Annotated in this window: 16 protein-coding genes; 13 read left to right on the plus strand and 3 right to left on the minus strand. The window is 61.1% G+C overall.

The annotated features are described in order from the left end of the window. Nucleotides 1–21 precede the first annotated feature (21 nt). A complete protein-coding gene (locus V1471_RS11730) occupies nucleotides 22–1086 on the minus strand; it encodes a maleylacetate reductase (protein ID WP_434288949.1) in 1065 nt (354 codons plus the stop codon). Between the two features lie 544 nt (nucleotides 1087–1630). On the opposite strand from V1471_RS11730, the gene V1471_RS11735 reads away from it, so the two are divergent. The 8 genes from V1471_RS11735 to V1471_RS11770 all read left to right on the plus strand — a co-directional run bounded on the left by V1471_RS11735 (nucleotide 1631) and on the right by V1471_RS11770 (nucleotide 10038). Next, complete coding sequence (locus V1471_RS11735) at nucleotides 1631–2722, plus strand: ketopantoate reductase family protein (protein ID WP_434288951.1); 1092 nt, start codon at nucleotides 1631–1633, stop codon at nucleotides 2720–2722. 123 nt (nucleotides 2723–2845) lie between these two features. Next, nucleotides 2846–4291, plus strand: coding sequence for an amidohydrolase family protein (locus tag V1471_RS11740; protein WP_434288952.1), 1446 nt, complete (start codon nucleotides 2846–2848; stop codon nucleotides 4289–4291). A 158-nt stretch (nucleotides 4292–4449) separates the two neighbouring features. Continuing rightward, the gene (locus tag V1471_RS11745) at nucleotides 4450–4743 is read left to right on the plus strand and encodes a YciI family protein (RefSeq protein ID WP_434288953.1); all 294 of its coding nucleotides are present in this window, start codon (nucleotides 4450–4452) and stop codon (nucleotides 4741–4743) included. Nucleotides 4744–4815: 72 nt separating this feature from the next. Next, a complete protein-coding gene (locus V1471_RS11750; protein ID WP_434288955.1) occupies nucleotides 4816–5955 on the plus strand; it encodes a sugar ABC transporter substrate-binding protein in 1140 nt (379 codons plus the stop codon). Nucleotides 5956–6017: 62 nt separating this feature from the next. Beyond that, a complete protein-coding gene (locus tag V1471_RS11755; protein WP_434288957.1) occupies nucleotides 6018–7577 on the plus strand; it encodes a sugar ABC transporter ATP-binding protein in 1560 nt (519 codons plus the stop codon). Next, the gene (locus V1471_RS11760; protein WP_434288959.1) at nucleotides 7574–8608 is read left to right on the plus strand and encodes an ABC transporter permease; all 1035 of its coding nucleotides are present in this window, start codon (nucleotides 7574–7576) and stop codon (nucleotides 8606–8608) included. The genes V1471_RS11755 and V1471_RS11760 overlap by 4 nt, the downstream gene beginning before the upstream one ends. 21 nt (nucleotides 8609–8629) lie before the next feature. Beyond that, nucleotides 8630–9484, plus strand: a complete 855-nt coding sequence (locus tag V1471_RS11765) for an intradiol ring-cleavage dioxygenase (RefSeq protein ID WP_434288961.1) — start codon at nucleotides 8630–8632, stop codon at nucleotides 9482–9484. A gap of 290 nt (nucleotides 9485–9774) precedes the next feature. Then, nucleotides 9775–10038, plus strand: coding sequence for a hypothetical protein (locus V1471_RS11770; RefSeq protein ID WP_434288963.1), 264 nt, complete (start codon nucleotides 9775–9777; stop codon nucleotides 10036–10038). Nucleotides 10039–10359: 321 nt separating this feature from the next. Here the strand turns inward: V1471_RS11770 and V1471_RS11775 are convergent, their stop codons facing one another. Both V1471_RS11775 and V1471_RS11780 read right to left on the minus strand, forming a co-directional pair. Beyond that, nucleotides 10360–11040 carry a response regulator transcription factor gene (locus V1471_RS11775; RefSeq protein ID WP_434288965.1) on the minus strand — a complete coding sequence of 227 codons (681 nt, stop codon included), beginning with the start codon at nucleotides 11038–11040 and terminating at the stop codon, nucleotides 10360–10362. Next, nucleotides 11033–12664 carry a sensor histidine kinase gene (locus V1471_RS11780; protein ID WP_434288967.1) on the minus strand — a complete coding sequence of 544 codons (1632 nt, stop codon included), beginning with the start codon at nucleotides 12662–12664 and terminating at the stop codon, nucleotides 11033–11035. Before V1471_RS11780 ends, V1471_RS11775 begins: the two co-directional genes overlap by 8 nt. Before the next feature lie 258 nt (nucleotides 12665–12922). Here V1471_RS11780 and V1471_RS11785 point away from each other — a divergent pair, with 258 nt between their 5' ends. Genes V1471_RS11785 through V1471_RS11805 form a run of 5 tightly spaced genes read left to right on the plus strand, consistent with a single transcriptional unit; the run spans nucleotide 12923 to nucleotide 20468 of the window. Beyond that, entirely contained in the window at nucleotides 12923–14185 is a 1263-nt protein-coding gene (locus V1471_RS11785) for a glycosyltransferase family protein (RefSeq protein WP_434288968.1), read from the plus strand. Then, complete coding sequence (locus V1471_RS11790; protein ID WP_434288969.1) at nucleotides 14182–15453, plus strand: glycosyltransferase family 4 protein; 1272 nt, start codon at nucleotides 14182–14184, stop codon at nucleotides 15451–15453. The genes V1471_RS11785 and V1471_RS11790 overlap by 4 nt, the downstream gene beginning before the upstream one ends. Beyond that, entirely contained in the window at nucleotides 15453–16592 is a 1140-nt protein-coding gene (locus V1471_RS11795; protein WP_434288970.1) for a glycosyltransferase family 4 protein, read from the plus strand. The genes V1471_RS11790 and V1471_RS11795 overlap by 1 nt, the downstream gene beginning before the upstream one ends. Before the next feature lie 2 nt (nucleotides 16593–16594). Continuing rightward, nucleotides 16595–18454, plus strand: coding sequence for an ABC transporter ATP-binding protein (locus V1471_RS11800; RefSeq protein WP_434288972.1), 1860 nt, complete (start codon nucleotides 16595–16597; stop codon nucleotides 18452–18454). After that, entirely contained in the window at nucleotides 18438–20468 is a 2031-nt protein-coding gene (locus V1471_RS11805; RefSeq protein WP_434288974.1) for a phosphotransferase, read from the plus strand. Before V1471_RS11800 ends, V1471_RS11805 begins: the two co-directional genes overlap by 17 nt. Nucleotides 20469–21612 lie beyond the last annotated feature (1144 nt).

The raw sequence follows: 21612 nt of genomic DNA on the forward strand, positions 1-21612 counted from the left end.
ACGTAAGGGGCCTTTTTCATTTCAATGCTGCGACGGCGGACGGCCGTGGAAGGCATCCTCAAGCAAGAGCGTCAGCCCCCCGCGGTCCAGAGGACGCGGATTCCAATAAGGATTATCGAGGCTCAGTTCGACAACGCGCGCAATGCCCTCTTCCGGCATATCAAGCGCCTTGAGCCCCTCCGGGGCGCCAATCTCAAGCCCGATTTCATAGAGCCTGCGCGCCGGATCCTCTGTGTTTAACGTATCACACAGTCGCTGCATCACGCCCGGGATCGCCGGAGCCGTGTAGGCCAGCGCGTGAGGCAGAACAATCGTATGGGTCGCCGCATGTGGCAGGTCAAAGGCACCGCCTAACGCATGGCAAAGCTTGTGATGCAGCGCCATGCCGACGGTGCCCAAACACGTCCCACAGAGCCAAGCCCCATAGAGCGCGTCCGAGCGAGCCTCACGATCCGCCGGGTCTTGCGCGATGCGCGGCAAGGCCTCCGTCAGGGCGCGGACCCCTTCGGCGGCGATCAGAGAAGTGACAGGGTTCGCCTCCTGACAATAGAGCGCTTCAATCGCATGGGCCACGGCGTTCATGCCGCTCAAACCCGACATCCCGGCGGGCAGGGTCATGGTCAGTTCGACATCGTAGATGACCGTTTCCGGCAGCACCTTTTCGCTTCTGAGCGTGCGTTTGACCCCATCGGTGGTTTCACCAAGGATCGGCGTCATCTCGGAGCCTGCGTAAGTTGTCGGGATAACGATTTGGCCCAGATTGGTGCGCAGTGCCAAGGCCTTGCCCAGACCAATGGTGGAGCCACCGCCCAGCGACACAATCCCGTCGGCGCCAACGGATTTGAGGTGCTTGAGCGCCTGTTCGGTCACTTCCGCGGGCGTATGCATCCGAGCGTCGGAAAACACCCCGGCACTCAGCGCACCAAGCCTGTCAGAAAGCGCCTGCACCTGATCACGCTGTTGCAGCGTGGACAGCAACAAAACCCGCGTCATCCCGGCGGCACGGATTTCATCGCCCAGAGTCTCAAGTGTGCCAAAGCCGAACAGGATACGTCCGGGATTCGCGGTGTAGGTAAAGCTGTGCATGGTCTTCTCTCCGGTCTCGCGAGGGGATCGGACAAGCTGTATTGTCGTCTGAATCCGGGCGCGCGATGATGTGTCTTTGCAGTCTTCCTCCGTGAGGAGTGCGGGTGAAAACTTGGCAGCAGATCGACCACTTGGGAACGTCAGAGAGGTGGGAAACATCTTTGCAAATTCTGCAATTATGCGACTTTCGCAGGCTCTTCCGGTGATCTTGTTTCAGGCAAAACCACCGCGACCCTTGGCAGATCACGTCAATGAAATCTCAGAACATAGATCTGATAACAATAGATTTATTTGAAATTTCACAGAGCAATGCCGCCCTCTCCCGCTCTGCATCACACCCTCGAAAAGTCGTCCTCCGTCTTATGCAAAATTCGGGCCAATTGAGCGACTTTCGCTCTATTGCCCCTGACGGCTCTCTGGACAGGCCAAGAACTGCGCTCCTAAGATCAAGGCAATCGAAAGGCCCGGCACACACGCACATGTTGTCGCCTTTCACGACAGACAACGGCGCCTGGTGGAGCGGGCGCCTAGGGAGGACACAGCAATGACACAACCGCGGATCGCCTATCTTGGGACCGGTGCCAACGGGGCCGGGATTGCGGCGGATATGACCCGCGCGGGCCATGACGTCACCCTGATCGAACAATGGCCCGCTCATGTCGAGGCGATGCGCGCCCATGGCATCATCGTCGACCTGCCCGGCGGACGGTCGGAGACGACGGAGGTCACCGTCAAGCACCTCTGCGAAGTGGCAGAACTGCGCCAGAGCTTCGATCTCGTCTACCTCGGCATGAAGGCCTATGACACGCGGTGGGCGGTCGAGTTGATCAAGCCGCTGCTGGCCAAGGACGGCGTGGTGATCGGCATGCAGAACGGCATGACCCGCGACACCATCGCCTCCATCGTCGGGCCGGATCGCTGCCTCGGCGCAGTGATCGAGGTCACGGCGAATATGTACACCCCGGGCCGGGTCGACCGGCAGAGTTCGCGGGAAGAAAGTTGGTTCGCGTTGGAAGACAGCGTCGAGGTCGGCGCCGAACGTGTCGCGCTGGCGGCAGAAGTGCTGCGCGCCGCCGGGACCGTCGATGTGGTCGCCGATATTCACTCCGCAAAATGGATGAAGCTGGCGGTCAATGCCGCCGAACTTGTGACCTCCGCATTGGTGGGTCTGCCGTTGATGCATGCCGCGAAAGACCCGGCGCTGTTGAATTTCATGTTGGCCGCAGGGCGCGAAGCGGTGGCTGCCGCCGCCGCGGACGGCGCGGTGTTGATGCCGATCCTTGGCATGCCCGAGGATGTCGACACTTCCGATCCGGCCGCCTTTGCGGATGCTTTGTTCGGCAAGGTTCTGTCGTCCTTCTGCTTGCCGGACACGGAAACCACTTGTTTGCAGGACTGGCGCAAGGGGCGCCGCAACGAGGTGCACGAGCTGAACGGCCATGTCGTGGATGTGGCGCAAAGGAACGGCCTGCGCGCACCGCTCAACGCCTTCACCGTCACCATGGCGGAACGGATCGAGGCGGGTGAAATGCCCTTTGACGAGACCAACCGCGATGCCATGGCCAACACTTTGGCCGAACACTACCCGGAGCTTGGCAACCTTGCCGGGCTCCCGCCGCATCTGGTCGGCGCCTGACGCACAGGGCCGCACCACTCTGGCTCAGAGTATTTGAACACAGCAGAATTGCCGATCTGTCCCCAGGGGCCACACAGCCTGTGGTCGGGACAGGTCGTGCACCGACACCAAGGGAGAGAGAGTATGACCAGAATTTTGATCAAGAACGCCGCCGTCGTCACCATGGATGACCGCATCGGCGACTTCGAGACTGCCGACATCCTGATCGAGGATGGGGCGATCAAGGAGATCCGCCCGGACATCGACGCGGAGGCCAGTGTGGATGCAAAGATCATCGACGCTGAGGGTATGATCGCCATTCCGGGCCTCTGGGATGCGCACCGCCACACCTGGCAAACCGGCCTGCGCGGCATTCTCGCCGACGGGCGTATTCCCGATTACCTGCGTGGGTTCCGCATTCAGATGGCCACGCTCTATCGCCCAGAGGACATGTATGCCGCGAACTATGCGGGCGGGCTCGACTGCCTCGAGAACGGCGTGACCGGTCTGGTGGATTATTGCCACAATATCATCAACGAAGACTACGCCCGCGCCTCTGTCGAGGGGCTCAAGGCCTCCGGCGTGCGGGGGCTCTACGGGCACGGCATGGTGCCGGTGACCGAGAACACCTTTGCCGACGGGCGCGGCTTGTCCGAGGGCAATGAAAAGGCCGATCTCAGCCACAATTGGCGCTATGAGACCGCGCGCGAGATCCGCAAGGAGTATTTCTCCGACGATGACCTTCTGCGCTTCGGCATCGCGCCGCAGGAACTGGCCATCGCCCCCGCCGCAGAGGTGGAGCAGGAGTTCGATCTGGCGCGCGAGCTGAACGCCCGGATCACCTTTCACAGCAACCAGGTTGCGGTACCCAATGGCGGGATGCGCGATATGCACACTCTGTCGGAACACGGCCTCTTGGGGCCGGATGTGAACCTCGTGCATATGACCTTCACCAACCCTGAAGAGTGGGACATTCTCGATGGGTCCGGGGCTTCCGTGACGCTTTGTGCAGAAACCGAGATGCAGATGGGCATGGGCTTTCCGGTGGCCGTCGAGGCGACCCGCTACACGGAGGCGGGCCCCAGTCTCGGTATGGATTGCACCAGCAGCACCAGCGGCGACATGCTGGCCCATGCGCGGCTCGTGCTGCAATGCACCCGCTGGCATGGCGATGCGGTGCATTACGAGAATTTCAGCCACCCGAAGAAAATCCACTGGACGACGCGCGACGCGCTGGCCTGGGTGACGATCAACGGCGCGCGGGCCGCGGGAGTCGACGACATCACCGGATCTCTGACGCCGGGCAAACGGGCGGACATCGTGCTCTTGGACATGCGCGGCATCGCCTTTGCCGGGTGGAACCGCAAAGACCCGTGCAGCATGGTCGTGTCTCAGGCCAACAGCCGCAACGTTCATACGGTTCTGGTCGATGGCAAGATCGTCAAACAGGGTGGGCCTCTGCTGCACGTCGACCCGGAAGCGGCGGTGGCCAAGCTCGAAAGCTCGCATGATTTCCTCAATGAGGTCATGGAAGAAAACGGCGGCTTCATCCCGCAACCTCCGGTGCCGCTGCCGCTTTACGAAGCGTAAGGGCGGGACCGTAATCTCTTGCGGAATTCGCAAGAAACTTTCTCAAAAACCCCGGATTTTCCCACCTTTCGGGAGGTGGCATAGTCAAAACCCACAGGGGGCGCGCGCTGTCGCCCCCTGACAGATCCCGCATATCTGCCCACTCCGAAGGAGACACCATGCTGTTCGTTATCCACTGCCTCGATCACCCCGGCAAAGTCGCGGACCGGCTGGCGCATTATGACGCCCATAAAAGCTATCTCTCCACGGCGCCGATGACCTCGGTCGTCTCTGGCCCTCTGCTGGCAGACGACCATGAAACGATGATCGGCTCCATGTTCATCGTCGAAGCCGAGAACCTCGACGCGGTGAAAGAGTTCAACGCAAACGATCCGTTCAATGCCGCAGGCATCTGGCAGGACATTCGCATTCATCCGTTCAGCATGCGCGTCGACAATCGCGGCGCACGTTGATCGGGAACCGGACCTGCGGGAGGGCAGAGCCGGCATCACAGGTCCGAAAGGACCGCTCAGGGAGGACCTAGAATGACATATTTCAACAAGACCAAAGGACGCGGTGCGGCACTGGCCACAACGATTCTCGGCGCGGCGATGGCGGTGTCCGCCCAGGCCGAAACTGCCGACATCGTGGCGCAATCGGCACAGATCGTCGAACAGGGTTACGCCGGTCTCTACGAGGCGCCGCCCGCATCGGGCCCCGCCGCCGTCGAAGGCAAAAACATCTGGTATATTTCCTGCGGTCAAGCCTTTGTGCTTTGCGCCCAGCAGGCGGAGGGCTTTACCGAGGCCGCCGAACATCTCGGCTGGACCGTGAGCGTTCAGGACGGCAAGGCGACCCCCTCGATTGCCAGCGACATCATCCGTCAGGCGGTGGCCGCCAAGGTCGACGGCATCGCCATCTCGGCCTTCGATTGCCCCGGCATCAAAAGCGCGCTGCTTCAGGCCAAGGCCGATGGCGTGCCCGTTGTCTCCGTCCAGTCGATCGATTGCAGCGCGGATGTGTTCGGTTCGGAAGAGCCGCTGTTCACCGCCTCGGTCAACATGCTGGGCTCCACCGATGCGCGCGATTTCTACTACCGCTTCGGCGAATTGCGCGCGCATTACGTGATCGCCAAATCCGGTGGTACGGGCAAGATCGTCTCCATCGCCGAGACCAGCCAACAGGTGCAGCAGTCGAACCATCAGGGCTTCATGGACACGATTGCGAAATGTGAGGGCTGCGAGGTGGCCGAGTCCAAGTTCAACTTCGGTCAGGTGCCCAGCCCGGCGACGCAAATCTGGCAATCGGCGCTGTTGCAGAACCCCGATGCGGTGGCCGTGGAATACGGCATCGACGCACTCATGGAGTTGGGTCTTCAGACCGCCGTGCGCCAAACCGGGCGCCGCGATCTGATCGTCGGCGGTGGTGAAGGCTTCCCGAATAATTTCGAGCAGATCCGGTCGGGTACGCAGACCTTTTCCATCGGGCTGCCGTTCAAATGGTTTGGCTGGGCCGTGGCCGACACGATGAACCGCGTCCAGGCGGGCGAGGCCCCTGAGGACATACCGAGCCAAGGCACTGGCTTCATGTTCGTCGATGCCGAGCACAACCTGCCCGCCTCGGGTGAGATGCTGGAACCGAATGTCGATTTCCGCTCCGCCTATCTTTCGATCTGGAACGGCTAAACGCTCGTGCCGGGGCTCCCCTCCCCGGCACGCCGACACAGCTCGGCAGGAGGAAAACCAACATGCAACATACAACAGACACAACAGGACCCTCGCACGCCCTGCGCATTCGCAACCTGTCCAAATCCTTTGGCCAGACCCGCGCACTTGATGGCGTCTCCTTCGATGTGCGCACCGGCGCGGTTCATGGGCTTATGGGCGGCAACGGCTCGGGGAAATCGACCCTGATCAAGGCGCTCGCAGGGGTTCAAATCGCCGAACATGGCGGCGAATTCGAGTTTCTCGGCACCAAGGTCAGCGCCGATCACATGACGCCGGAGCTGGCGCGCGCTCTGGGACTGCGTTTCGTGCACCAGAACCCGGCGGTCTTCCCCGCGATGACGGTGGCCGAGAACATTGCCATCGGGGCGAAATTCCCGACGACGGCGGGAAAAATCCGCTGGAAAGAGTTGCGAGCCCACGCGCAAGAGCTGCTCGATCGGTTCGAGATCGCGGCCAAGGCCGACGACATCGTTGGCGATTTGCGACAGGCGGAACAGACGATGATCGCCATCGCCCGTGCGCTCCAAGATGCCGATGAAAACGCGGTCTCCGCGCTGGTGCTCGATGAACCCACCGCCTCCCTGCCCGATCACGAGGTCGATATTCTGCTCGACGCCGTGCGCCGGTTTGCGGCGGCGGGACATACCATCATTTATGTGAGCCACCGCCTCGACGAGGTGATCCAGCTCACCGATGACGTGACGATCCTGCGCGACGGGCATCACGTCGTCACCCGCCCGACCGAGGGGATGTCGGAGACCGATCTGATTGAGTTGATCGTCGGGCATAGCCTTGAAAAATCTTATGCTTCGGCACAGGCGAAAGCGCCTGTTGCAGCAGCGCAGCCGCGCCTTGAGGTCCGCAATCTTGCGGGCGGTCCGTTGCGGGACGTGAGTTTCGATGTTGCCCCCGGTGAGGTGCTTGGCATCGCTGGCCTCTTGGGGTCCGGACGTACCGAAATCCTTCGGATGCTGTTCGGCGATCTGGCGCATGAGGGCGGCAGTATCGCCCTCGACGGCCAGCCCGTTTCCTTCAAGGAAGTGCGCGAAGGAATGAAGGCCGGTGTGGCGCTTGTACCCGAGGACCGCAACCGCGAAGGCGTGTTTCAGGGCCTGTCGGTGCGGCACAATCTGTCGATAGCCGATCTGGGCCGGTTCACCCGGCGCGGTCGGATCAATGGCAAAGCCGAGCGCACGGAGGCGCAGCACTCCGTCACCGATTACCGGATCAAGACCGCCGATGATGCGGCGCTGATTTCGTCCCTGTCGGGTGGCAATCAGCAAAAGGTGGTGATGGCCCGCTGGCTGCGCCGCAAGCCGAAATTGCTTTTGCTGGATGAGCCGACCCAGGGCGTCGACGTGGGCGCGCGCGAAGACCTTTATGCCTCGATCCGGGGCAGCCTCAAGGACGGCATGTCCGTGATCGCCGTCAGTTCCGATTTCGATGAGCTTGCCCAGATTTGCGACCGCGTGATCGTCCTGCGGGACGGTCGCATCACCGATGAGCTTCGGGGCCAGGACATCACCCGACAGACAATGACCCATCTGGTTCTCGCCAGCAGCGGAAAGGATGCCGCATGACACTCGCCAAAAATACCGAAACACTGCCCTCTCAGGCTTTGAAGAAACCGACCGGACAGGGCATCAAATGGACCGAATTCATCGAGCGAGCGGGGCTGATCCTATTGTTGCTTCTGGTCGTTGTGGTGTTCAGCGGGCTGCGCCCGAACACCTTCGCGACCTATGCCAATTTCCGCAGCATCGCGACGGTTCAGCCGGTGATGGCGGTCACCGCGATTGCCCTGATCGTGCCACTCATCGGCGGGCGTTTCGATGTCTCAGTCGGCGCCACCTTGGGCCTGTCCGCGATTGCGACGGCCTCCGCAATGAGCCATTTCGACCTGCCGCTCGTTGTCAGTATTGTGATCGGGATCGGTGCGGGTGCCCTGATCGGAGCCATTAATGGCACCATCGTGGCCTATCTGGGCGTCAACTCGATCATCGGCACGCTTGGGATCGCGACGATCCTCGGCGGCATCGTGACCGGCTACACCAACGGCATTCCGATCAGCAGCGGGTTGTCGCCTGTTCTGACCAACATCTCGATCCAATCGGTGTTCGGCATTCCGGTGCTTTTCATCCTAATGGCGATTATCGCGACGGCGGCTTGGTTCCTGCTGACGCAGACGCCCTATGGGCGCAATCTCGCGGCGGTCGGCTCCAACGCAGACTCCGCGCGTCTGGCGGGCATCCGCACCAAACGCGTCGTGATGCAGAGCTTTGTCATCGCAGGCAGCCTCGCAGGTGTCGCAGGCGTGCTTCAGATCGGCGCGCAGGGCAACGCAGGCCCGCAGCTTGTCGGCATCACCTTTATCCTGCCCGCGCTGGCTGCCGCCTTCCTTGGCGCGACCACATGGGAGCCGGGCAAGTTCACGGTGCAGGGTACGTTGATCGGGATTTTCTTTCTCGGCACGACGATCAGTGGCCTGTCGCTTGTGGGAATTCAGCCGTGGATCACCGATGTGTTCAACGGTGGTGCTGTGGTGCTTGCAATCGCGCTCTCGGCCCAGCTGCGCCGTCGCCGGACCGGATCGCTGGAAATCGGCAGCTGAGCGCAGAAGAAGGAGACCGACATGAGCACATATTTTTCCGAAGAGCGCTCCGCCGAAGTGGTGAACGCGCGCATGGGCGATGCGATCAACCCGCGGCTGAAAGAGGTCATGACCAGCCTCGTCACCCATCTGCACGCCTTCGCAAAAGACGTCGATTTGAGCCAGGAGGAATGGGATCTCGCCATCGACTTCCTGACCCGCACCGGCCAGATTTGCACAGAGGAGCGGCAGGAGTTCATCCTGCTCTCCGACATCCTCGGGTTTTCGATGCTGGTCGATGCGATCAGCAACCGCAGGCCCAAAGGTGCCACGGAGAACACCGTTTTCGGCCCCTTCCACGTCGCAAATGCGCCGGTGCGGGAGTTTGGCGAAACCATCTCGCTCGACGGCAAGGGCGAGCCCTGCCTGTTCACCGGCAAGGTGCTCGACACGGACGGGACGCCCATCGCGGGGGCCTGCGTCGATGTGTGGAGTGATAATTCGGACGGCTATTACGATGTGCAACAGCCGGATATTCAGCCGAAATGGAACAATCGGGGTCGATTTATCACCCGTGAGGACGGCAGCTACAGCTTTGTCGGCATCAAGCCGGTGAGCTATCCGATCCCCGATGACGGCCCGGTGGGTAAGCTGTTGGGCGCGCTGGGGCGGCATCCCTATCGCCCGGCCCATATGCATTTTCTGGTGACCGCCGAGGGCTATCAGACCATCGTCACGCATACCTTCGTGGGCGACGACAGCTATATCGGCGACGACACTGTGTTTGGCGTCAAGGAAACACTGGTCGCGCCTTTTACCGAAAGAGACCGCGGCGAGACGCCTTGGCTGTCCGAATTCGACTTTGTGATGGTCCGCGACGAAAGCACAATACGCTAATGGAAACGCTCATTCGCGTCATTTGGACGGAGGTCCGGAATGGGCCGAAAACGCCATATTGTCCCGAAAGTGCCCGAACAACATAAGGACGGAGAGCAGACCTTCGCCGCTCGTGCGCGCGCATTCCGTGCCGCCTGTAAAGGCCGCCGTCCAACCGAGCGCTATTCTCGATCAAAGGTGCTATACACCGGGGTATGAGGGGGGGGCATCGTGTAGTGCGACACGATGCAGATCCTGCAAGTCGACTCGCTTCGGGAGTGAATTATGTCGAGCAAACGGGTCACCGCGCCATGCTTGATTATCAGATCCGGGAAATCCTCTCACACGCCTCTTGGGGAAACGATGGATCATGGCCTTGTGAACCTGTACGGGAGGCTGTCAATGATCTGTATAGCGCCGAGATTGAGCGCGGCATTACAATCGGGCGCTACAATGCTCGCGGTGCGATTGTGCGGGGTGAAGGCGGAGCGCAAGAGCGCGAGTTGGCGGATCGATACGAGGGCTGGGCTAAAGCTTGTGAGTTTGAAACCACGCATGACGAGAATCCTGCGTGAGATGGTTCGCGGGTATATCGCTGAGGCCGGGTGGCAGGACAATGAGGCAATGATCCGTAGGCGCATGCGATACTAACATCCGAATGGAAGTCGGTTCTCAAGCGCACTTATTGTCAACGGCGCCGTAAAACCCGGCCACTGTGGCGGAGCAAAAGTCGACCATTTGGGCGCGTGCGCCTTGGAGCTTGCGCCCCCCAAATAGCAAGCACGGTCCAAGGCGCATTGGCCGCACACGGAACAAATGGAAGATAAACGGAGCATCGCCCTGCGTCGCAGTCAAGACCGTCACCACGATGCTCCCCAACACCCGTCAATCCAGGCTCAGACTTCCAGCACATAGCCGAAGCCACGCACATTGCGGATCATCTTTTCATCGAACGGACCGTCTACCTTACGTCTCAGATAGGCGATATAGACCTCGACGATATTCGTATTCGGATCGAAATTCTTGCCCCAGACGCCGGACAAGATGTCCATCCGGCTCACGACGCTCCCGGCATTGTCGGCCAGATATTTCAAAAGGGCGAATTCGGTTGGCGTCAGGCCAAGTTCCCGACCTTCGCGTTGCACGGATTTATGTGTCAGATCGAACTCGAACACACCACAGGACAGGGTTCCGTTCTTTTCCGAAATGCCGCCCTCGCGTCGCCGCAGCAATGCCTCGAGACGCAACAACAACTCTTCGAACGAAAACGGCTTGGTGATGTAATCATCTGCGCCAGACCGCAAACCCGCCAGCTTGTCTTCGAGAGAATCCTTTGCCGTAAGCATCAGGATAAACAGATCGGGATGAGTTTCCCGCAGGGTCTCGCACAGGATCGCGCCCTCTGCATCCGGCAACATGCGATCGAGAATTACAAGCGACACCTGCCGTTCCGCAAGCACCTCCCACATCGCCGCCGCAGAATTTGCGTGTCGGACGTTATAGCCTTCGTTCGTCAGCCCGAGCAGGATGAAGTCCGCGATTTCGTCGTCATCTTCCACCAGAAGAATATCATGCATGGCGGTCCGTCCCGTCCGTTTCCGTGAGCAGCGGCAGGATCACATCCACCCGCGCGCCGTTGGTGCCGTTTTCCGCCTGCCCGATGGAAATCCGACCGTGGTGACGGCTGACGATCCAATAGGCGATGGCCAGACCGAGACCGCTGCCCTTGCCACCAGCCCCGCGACTGTTGCGGCCCCGATAGAACCGGTCGAACACATGCGGAATATCCGCTTCGTGAAAGCCCTCGCCCATATCCGAAATCGACAGGTATGCCATATCATCGGAACGTTTCAGGTCGATCGACACCACACTGTCGCGCGGCGCATGACGGATCGCATTGTCGAGAATGATCATCACCGCCTGATGCAAACGCGCCGGATCGGCATCGACCATCACCGGGTCTTCCGGTTGATGCAGGGCAATGCGTATCCCATCGGCGGCGCGCAGGGAACGGGCATCCATCGTCACCTCCGCCAGAGTTTCCTGAAGCATGGTCGGGGACGGGATCACCTGAATCGCCCCGGCTTCGGAGCGCGCGAGAAACAGAAGGTCGTCAACGAGTTGGCCGAGCTGACCCGTCTTGCGCACCATGGCCTGCATCGCAGCCTGAAGCAACTCGCTCGACGGGTTCGGATTTCTCAGTGCGACCTCCGCCTGACCGCGCATCACCGTCAGTGGCGTGCGCAGCTCGTGGCTGATGTCTGCCAGAAACTGGGTCCGGCTCGAATCCAGCTCGCGCAGGCGCGCATTTGCGGCCTCAAGCTGTTCGGTGCGCTGGCTCAGACTTTCGGTGCGCTCAGAGACCTGTTCGGCCAATGAATCGCGGGCGGCCCGCAGACTGGCCTGTTGCTCTGAAATCCGTTGCACCATCTCCTGAAACCGTTCGGCCAGATCGCCAAGCTCGTCGCTCCGCCGGGTGTCGAGTGCGATCTCGCCGTGACCACTTGCCAGATTATCCGCCGCCGCCGACAGATCGGCAAGCGGGCGCGACACCTGTTTGTCCAAAAGCAAAGCCGTGCCCACTGCGACCAGCGCCGCCGTGACGACGATGCTGATGGCCAAAAGCCGCTGGCGTTCGGTCAGCTCGTTCCATGCGTCGATTTCGGCGGTGACGCTGCGGGCATTGCGCCGGATCGCCTCGTCGATCAGCGTGCCGATACTGGTATCGAGATCGTCCTCCACCCGGCGGGCATAAAGCGATTGCGCCACCTCGCGCTGCCCCTTCGACAGCAGATCGAAAATCTCAACTCCTACAGCCCCGAGGGCTTCGACCTCGGTCTGAAGTTCGGTGATCCAGTCGAGCATGGCCTCAGCGCTTTCCCGGTGCTCCGGTTCGGCCTGGGCCAGATCGCCCTCCAGTGCGGTGTGCAACCCATCAAGCTGGGCAATAAGGTGGTCATAGGCCTGGATCACCTCGTCGCGTCCTTCGAGACCCACGGTGAACAGCTCCGCGATCTGTTCGGAAAGCCGGTTGGCGTCCGAGTTCAGTTCATTGATCTCGCGCAGGCTTTCATAGCTGCGTTCGAAGGAATGTCGGGAGTCGTCCGTGGCCTGCAATCCAATCAGGATCAGGACACAGATACAGCCGACCACAAGTGCCACGAAACCGTGGCTGACCAGAAGCTTTGCCCGGATTTTCATCCCTTATCCTCCTCATGGCGCATACCACGCCCCGTGCGGCCGCAGGTCTGTCATGCCCCTGCACGCGGACCCGATTTAATTCACCTGACAGAAGAACACAGCACCCGAGGCGGCATTCTTATAAACTTCTAATCTTCACGCGCGTGGCCTCGTAAAGTTCTAATTTGAATTCCAATCTTGGCTGCCCACCTTATCCGATACGCAAAACAGCCCCGCAATACGCCTGCGGGAACCGCAAAAGGATCGGTGGAACAGACGATGAAACATTTCTCTGAAAACAGTGCGAAAATCGCCCGGCACGGCGGTGCACCGCGCATCGTTCTGTATTCCCACGACACCGTCGGTTTTGGACATCTGCGCCGCAATCTTCTGTTGGCCCAGGCTCTGCGCAGCATCGAGCCCCGGCCCGACATCCTGATGATTGCGGGGATGCACGAGGCGGGTGGATTCCATATCCCTGAAGGCGTCGACATGCTGACCCTGCCAGCCTATGGCAAGACCGCCGAGGGCACCTATGAAGCCCGGCATCTTGGCCTTGATCTGCGCACGATCGCGGCGCTGCGCGCCGAGACGATCAAGGCGGCCTTGACAGCTTTCGATCCCGATATGGTGATTGTCGACAATGTTCCGCGCGGCTGTCAGGGCGAACTAGATCCGGCTTTACGAATGCTGCGCAAGCGCGGGCGTGCCCGGGTCATTCTCGGGCTGCGCGATATCATCGACAGCCCGGAAACCGTGCGGGCGCAATGGCTCCGGCAACGAAACCAGCGTGCATTGCGTGACTGGTTTGACGAGATCTGGATCTATGGTGATCGCGCCTTTTTCGATCTGCCGAAAGAATATGGGTTCAGCGCGGATTTCCGCGCCCGCAGCCGCTTCATGGGGTATCTCGATCAACGTCATCGTCTGTCGTTGCCCCGCGCCACCGAGGCCGCCACGAGGTCTGTGCCGGACAAGGACGACCGTCCCTTCGTCCTCTGTGCCGTGGGCGGGGGCAAGGACGGGGCCGATCTTTGCCACAGCTTTGCCCGCACGACGCTGCCACCGAACCGGCGCGGCATCATTTTGACCGGCACGCAGATGCCCGGCAAGGATCAGGCCGCCCTGACGCGCCAGATTGGCGAACGTGACGACATGCAGGTCCTGCGCTTTCTGCCGGAGCCGATCTCCCTGTTCGCCGCTGCCGACCGCGTGATCACCATGGGCGGCTACAACACCGTGTGCGAGGCGCTGTCCTTTGGCAAACGATCCCTCATCGTCCCCCGCACCCGCCCTCGCCGCGAACAGGTGATCCGGGCCGAACGGCTGTCGCGCGCCGGGGCCGTGGATATGCTTTTGCCCGAACATCTGTCCCCCGACAGTCTGAGCCAGTGGCTGTCGCGTCCGCAAGCAGCGGCGCGGCCCGCCCGCCCTCTCGATATGAGCGGGTTTGAACGGGTCCGCAACCGTACCGCCGAAATTCTCGCCCGGGCCCCGTCGATCGCTACCCCCTCCCCAGCACTGAAAGAAGCTCTCCGATGACCGTCTCCTCCCCGTCTCCCATTGATTTTCCAACACAGACGACTGGCAAGATCGGCTATGTCGTCAAACGCTATCCGCGATTTTCGGAGACTTTCGTCGTCAATGAGATCCTCGCCCATGAGGCCGAGGGACGGGCGATCGAAATCTTTGCGCTGCGTCCGGTCGAGGAAACGCATTTCCAGAATATCATCTCGAAAGTACGTGCGCCCGTGACGCGCCTGCGTCAGCCTTTGCGCAAACAGGACTCGCTTTGGGAGGCACAAAAGGCGCTTTATGCCCTGCGCCCCACGGCGATGACGGCCATGATGCAGTTCCCGGAAAGCAGTGAGAGCGACCTTTATCAGGGCATCCTTCTGGCGCTGGACTGTCTGAACCGGGATATCACCCATCTGCATGCGCATTTCGGCACGCTGGCGGCCACCGTTGCCCGCATCGCCGCGGCTCTGGCCGGGATCACCTGGTCGGTGACGCTCCATGCCAAGGATATTTATTGCGATTACGATGAGGACCATCACCTGCCGCTCAAGCTGGCCGATGCCGATGCGGTGGTCACGGTCTCAGATTACAATGTGCGCTATCTGAGCGAGAGTTTGGGCTGTGATCCCCAAAAGCTGGTTCGGATTTTCAATGGCATTGATTTGAACGCCTTCTCTTGGTCCGCCCCGGAAGATCAGCCGCACGAAATTCTGGCTGTCGGGCGTCTGGTCGAAAAAAAGGGATTTCATATTCTTGTCGAGGCTCTGCACATCCTGCGCGACAAGGGGCTGCGCCTGCCGTGCCGGATCGTCGGCGGCGGCGACATGCAACAGGAACTACAGGACCAGATCGACGCCTCCGGCCTGTCCGAAACCGTGCACCTGATCGGTCCGATGCCGCAAGACGACATCATCCGCGCGATGCAAAAGGCGACGCTCTTGGCCTGTCCCTGTATTGTGGGGGCAGACGGCAATCGCGATGGCATGCCGACCGTCCTGCTTGAGGCCATGGCGCTCGGTTGTCCGGTCGTCGCCACCCCTGTGACCGGCATTCCTGAACTGGTGACACAGGCAGAAACCGGGCTTTTGGCGCAGGAGGGCAATCCCCGCGATCTCGCTGATCAGCTTGCCCGGCTTTGGCGCGATGCCGAGCTGCGTGCCGCGCTCTCGCGGAACGCCCGTGCGCGGATCGAAGCCGATTTCAACCTGCACAAGAACGCCGCCGAACTGGGTCGGATTTTCGATAGGCTGCGCTGTGATGATCGGGCTGTGGCCGCTCAAGGAGGCCTCTGATGCGCATCGCTTACATCTGCCTCGATCCCGGCATTCCGGTTTTTGGTGCAAAAGGGGCCTCTGTGCATGTGCAATCCATGGTCCGCGCGTTTCAGAGCATGGGGGCCGAGGTCACCCTGTTCTCGCCCCGCTGTGAGGGCACACGCCCGAAGGGGCTTGAGACGACGCCGGTTGTGCCTTTTTCTCTACCGTCGAAATCCAACGCTGAGGCGCGGATGCAGGCGCTTATGGCGCTCGACCTTGCCCTGCCGGACATTTTGCGCGACGCCGGGCCGTTCGACCTTGTCTATGAACGCCACGCACTTCTGTCGCACAGCGCGATGACATGGGCGCGGGAGGCCGGCGTCCCCTCCGTGCTCGAAGTCAACGCGCCTCTGATGGAAGAACAGCAACGGCATCGCGAGATGATCTTGCCGCAGGAATGTTTGACGGCCACGCAGGCGGCCATGCAGTCCGCCGCCCTTGTCGCCGCCGTCAGCCCTCAGGTCGTCCGATATGCGCAAGATCACGGGGCACAAAATGTGCTTCATCTGCCCAACGCCATTGACCCCGCGATGTATGACCGCCCACGTCAGGACAACCGACCCTTTACCGTCGGCTTCGTCGGCAGTCTCAAACCCTGGCACGATCTCGATGTGCTTGTCAGCGCCATGGAGATTTTACAGGCCACACGGCCCGATATTCGTCTGTTGATCGTCGGCGACGGACCGGAGCGCGCGCGGTTTTCTGAGCGGATCGCAGCGCTTGGCGGCGAGATTTCCGGGTTGATCCCGCATGACGCGGTGCCGGACTGGCTGGCCAGAACGGATGTCGGAATCGCGCCCTATTCTGCGGCTCAGGAGTTCTATTTTTCGCCCTTGAAGCTTTATGAATATATGGGCGCGCGCCTGCCGGTGATTGCCAGCGATGTCGGCGATCTGGCCCGGATCGTGACGCATGGCGACACTGGCCTGATCTGCCCCCCCGATGACGCCGCAGCTCTGGCCAAGGCTATTACCACGCTCGCGCAAGACCCGGAGCAAGCACGGCGTATGGGAGAGGCAGGGCACCGCCATGTCATCGCCCATCACACCTGGCAGGCCAATGCCAAAACCGTACTCGAACGGAGCCACCTGCCCATGCCCTCTGAGGGGCTGTGATCATGGGCGGTTCGACGAAACTGCGCGGCAAACGTAAAGACCGTCTGCGCGATGCTTTGCCTGCGTTCATACGCATGTTGCGCCGGTTCAGCCCCTATTTGGCCGGGTCTCGCGGCACGCTGATCTCCGGCGTTTTGGCGCTTTTGATGGCCACGGCCATGCGCCTTTTGGAACCCTGGCCGCTCAAATTCATCATCGACCGGGTGGTGCGCACCCCGACCGAAGGCCCTTTCACGGTCACGCTGATCGGTGGGCTGACCCTCTCTGGTCTCAACGGTTTTATCGCGCTCTGCGCCGTGGGGCTGGCACTTGTCATCGGCTTGCGCGCCTTGTTTCAATTCGTTTCGACAAGTCTGTTCGCCGTGGCGGGCAGTCGGGCGCTGACCGGCTTGCGGCGCGATCTCTTTGCCCATCTGCAAAAGCTCCCGCCTGCCTTTCACGACACCACCCGTCCGGGCGATCTAACCCTGCGACTGATCGGCGATGTCGGCATGCTCAAGGACACCGCCACCACCGCCGTCATGCCGCTTTTGACCAATGTTTTCATTCTCACGGGTATGGTTGCGGTGATGATGTGGCTCGACTGGACGCTGGCGCTCCTGACGCTTTTGCCGGTGCCTGTGCTGCTTTTGATGACCACGCGGATCGGCAACCGCATCAAAACCGCCAGTCGGGTACAGCGCAAACGCGAGGCCAGTCTGGCCGACAGCGCCTCTGAAATGCTTGGTGCGATCCGATCCGTACAGGCGCTGCGCCTCGAAGAGGCCACCGGACGGCTGTTTCAATCCGCCAACGGTGCCAGCCAAAGCGACAGCATCAAGACCGGGCGTCTTGGCGCCCTGATGGAACGCAGCGTCGATGTCATGATCGGTCTGACCACAGCCGCCGTCTTGTGGTTCGGGACCCATGCGGTGCTTGCGGGGCGGCTCACACCGGGCGATCTGCTTGTTTTTCTGACCTATCTCAAGAACACGTTCCGGCCGTTGCGAGACTATGCGAAATACTCCGGGCGTCTTGCCAAGGCCTCTGCCGCCGCAGAACGCGTGTTCGATCTGCTCGACACGGAACCGGAGATCCGCGACCGTGCCGAGGCCCGCCCGGCCCCGGTGTTTCAAGGGCATATCTCCTTTGACAGGGTCGGCTTCGATTACCCTGACGGGCGGCAGGTTCTCAAAGATTTCTCTCTCGATATACCGCCGGGACAGTCCGTTGCTCTGATCGGTCCATCTGGCATCGGAAAGTCCACGATTTTCTGGCTCTTGCTGCGCCTGAGAGAGGCGCAGGGCGGCACGATCCTCATTGACGGCACGCCGGTCGATGCCGTGACACTCGACAGCCTGCGTGCCCAGATCACCTTTTTGCCGCAGGATCCGGTGCTTTTTGCCGGAACCGTCGCGGAAAACATCGCCCTTGGGGCAGGGCGGGAGGTCAGTGACGACGACATTCGCGCCGCCGCGCGGCTTGCCGGTGCGGAGGATTTCATCACTGCCATGCCCAATGGCTATGACACCGAAGTGGCTGAGCGCGGCGCGAATTTCTCTGGCGGTCAACGGCAGAGGATCGCTTTGGCGCGGGCCGCTCTGCGTCAAACCCCGATCCTCATGCTGGACGAACCAACTGTCGGTCTGGATGCCGAAAGCGAAGCCCATCTTCGCCGTGCGATCCTGCGGCTGGCGCGCGATCGAACCACGCTGATCATCACCCACGACCTGACGCTGGCGCGCTGTTTCGATCGGGTGATCTTGATGGGGGACGGTCGGGTGCAGGAAGACGGGACGCCGGACCGTCTGGCCGCAACAAAGACCGGTTTCGCCCGCTTGTTTGCCCATCAGAGCGGAGGCAAACATGCTCTGCAAGGCTGACCGCGATCTTGTCGCCCGTGATCCCGGCTTGCCCGGTCTGGCCGCGCTTTTGGACCCCGAACATGTGGCCCGGCTTCTGGGGCAACCCGCAGAACTGACCTATCTGCGCTACAAGCCCGGGGTGAACGCCACAGCCACGGCTCGGCGCGCCGACGGGCAATTCTTTGTCCTGCGAACCGCCCCCGAAGCGCGTTTCGCGGATTATCTGTCGCGTCCGAACTGGCGCAAACACGGGATTTGGGATGTGGCCGCCTGCCTCGTTGCCCTGCCGGTCTGGCGCGACAGGAAAATTCCGGCGGCCCGGAAACTGCGCAAAGCCGATCCCGACAGTCTTGTGACCTTCAAACCCAACCGCCGCTTTGTGCAACGCATTTACGGCGGGTTGCGCCGGGCCTTCGCGCCCGGTCTCTTTGATCGGGCCCGCGCCGGGGCCTATTTGGGCGAAGGTTTCGGTGGCGCGCGGCTGCTTGCCAGTGATGCGAGACAGGCGACGCTTGACATCGAATGGGTGGCCGGGCGGGCGGCGGATCACAGTCCAAGCCCTGAGCTCTATCGCCGGATCGGTGCTCGGCTGGCAGACTTGCACCGACACCCGATGAGCGGGCTTTGCCCTTTGCCCTTTACCGACCCGTCTCGATCCCTGCACGATCTGGCAGATCTTTTGCCCGATCTTGCCCCGCGTGCCCTGCATTGTGCCGTGAGGCTCTCCGGGCATCTTGCCGCGTGTCGTCCCAAGGTCGCGGCTTGCCATGGCGATTTCAGCGCCGATCAGGTGATCTTAACCCCCGATGACGCAGTGTGTTTTATCGACTGGGACCGTGCCGGAACGGGCGATCCGCTGTGCGATGTCGCAAGCTTTCTGGCCCGGCTCGATTACGACCCCAGCACAAGACAAGATCTGAGCCAGGCGTTTCTCGACGGCTACGGGATGACAGCGGAGGACATCCGCCCGCATCGCGCCGCCGCCCTCGCGGGATTGCTGATCGAACCCTTCCGTGATCGTCACCCGGACTGGCCCGAGCGCTGCGCGGCGCTGTTGCAACGGGTCGAAGCACTTTTGGCCCCTCTGGGCACGCCCGCGTTCCATATCGCCCAAACCTCCGCCACCGTCGCTGACGCGCTTGGCTGGACACCGAACGAGGTGCAATGTCTCCGTCTGAAACCCGGTCGCAGAGCCATTTTCCGCTATGCCGACACCGAGGGGCGTGCGGCCTATGGCAAATTGCGCTTTGGCCGCGCGGATCGCCGCACGCCTGCGCTTCAGTCTGCTCTGCGCGCGGCCGGGCTGGATGGCAGGCATGGTGTTCAGGTTCCTGCTGTCCTCGCAGAAATGAAAGAGGCATGTCTTTGGTTTCAAGAGGAAATAAAAGGGCCTGATCTGACGTGTCTGCTCTTGAACGGCACGTCAGAAGGCGTTTTGCGCAACGCCCTTCGGCAGACCGGAGAGGCGCTGGCCCGGTTGCACACCAGTGGGGTCGAGGTCGCACGCGACTGGACGCTTGCACAGGAATGCGCCGTCCTGACACAGGCCCTTGCAGCCGAGAAAGCGCGTGCGCCAGAGAATATCTCGGCGTTTCAGGCGGTCGAACGGGCGCTTGCCCCTGATATTGCGCGTCTTGAAACACCGGCGGAACCGGTCCTTTTGCATCGGGATTTCTATCCGGATCAGGTGATCTGTTCGGCGGGGGGCGTGGCGCTTCTGGATTTGGATCTGTTGGCCATGGGGGACCCGGCGATTGATCTCGGCAACTTTCTTGCCCATCTCGATGAGGTGGCGCTTCGGCATCATAAGGGGCTTGGCAGGACCCCGGCACGGGACATGGCCTTTCTGGACGGTTACGCCGCGCATGCGTCTCTCCCCGATATGTCCCGCATCACCGCCGCGCGGCGGATTTCTCTTGCCCGGCACATCCACATCTCTCAGCGGTTCCCAGACCGTCGGCATGAAGCGGAAAAAATCATTGCGCATTTGAAACATCATGTCTGGGACCTGAAGGCAGGTCAAATGACCTGAACTCAGGGAGTTTGACTTCTCTTGTTCGTTGTTTAGCTCATGATGCTCCGTCCTGCTCAAGGCTTGGAGCCTGCGGCAAACCCGACGAGGAACGCCTCCGCCATCGGCGCGGCCATGATAGGTTGGTTCACGGGCCGAGACCGGTGCCATGATCGCGGTCAGCCCGCCCTTGCCATAGGGATTGCAAAGAAGCTTTCTGGTGTCATCGCCGCAGGCTTTGAGCAAAAAGGCGGATCGAGCACACCTCCGGCCAGAGACAGGGCAGTCGCGCCCCCAAGCGAGTGCCCAATGACCGATATCCGTTTCGGGTCGATATTTGGGCCCAGACGCGGATCCGCCAGCGCGGACCAGCTGCTCAGCCAACCATGCCTGATTGCGCCAAAACCCGCTATAGCCATGCGAAAGCAGAGCAAGCGGATGCCCGGCACCCGATATCGGCGCGTCCATGACGACGGGTACCCCGACGAAGACTTTGTTACCAACCACCTTGCGCACCGGTACGCCCTGTTCCGTCGGATACCAGACGACCGCCTGAATGCCCGGAATGGGCCGAAAGCCGCCCCATAAGAGCAACCGACTTTCATCTGACTTTTGAGCCTTACCTCGCCCCTCCCGAGTTCGCCTATCCTCTCCGAAAAGAGATCGGCCCGCAGGACAGGCGCTGATCGCGTTCAGTCCGCACATCCGTCCTGATTTTTCGCGAATGAGAATAGGGCGCGGGGGCTGGTTTTGGCGATTTGGGTCACGCTCTGACCGTTGGGTAAGGTTCGTAGGACGTTCTACAAACAGCCCAAAAACCGAAATCACCCGATTGGATCACAAACCTGACGATCAGGTCGTTTTCCTCTGACGTTCAACAGGAGATGTGGATCGTCGCCAACCTTTGACACAATCAATGGATAAAGCCTAAAGAAATTGATCCGCCACGTCATGCAATACCGATCCAAACATCAAGCATTCCTGATCTAGAAGATTGAAGCCTTAGATGACATGGGCGTTGGCTCGATGGTGCAACCGGCCCTGAACGGACTTTGGCGCAACCAATGGTATGCAGCGCTGCGGCCCGTCATACCAGACTTTCACCGCATGTTCGGCCATTTAGACATAGTCCCCTCATGGCACGCCAATAGCGATTGATCAGACA

It is taken from the genome of Celeribacter sp. SCSIO 80788, assembly GCF_051054295.1.
Classification (GTDB): domain Bacteria; phylum Pseudomonadota; class Alphaproteobacteria; order Rhodobacterales; family Rhodobacteraceae; genus Celeribacter.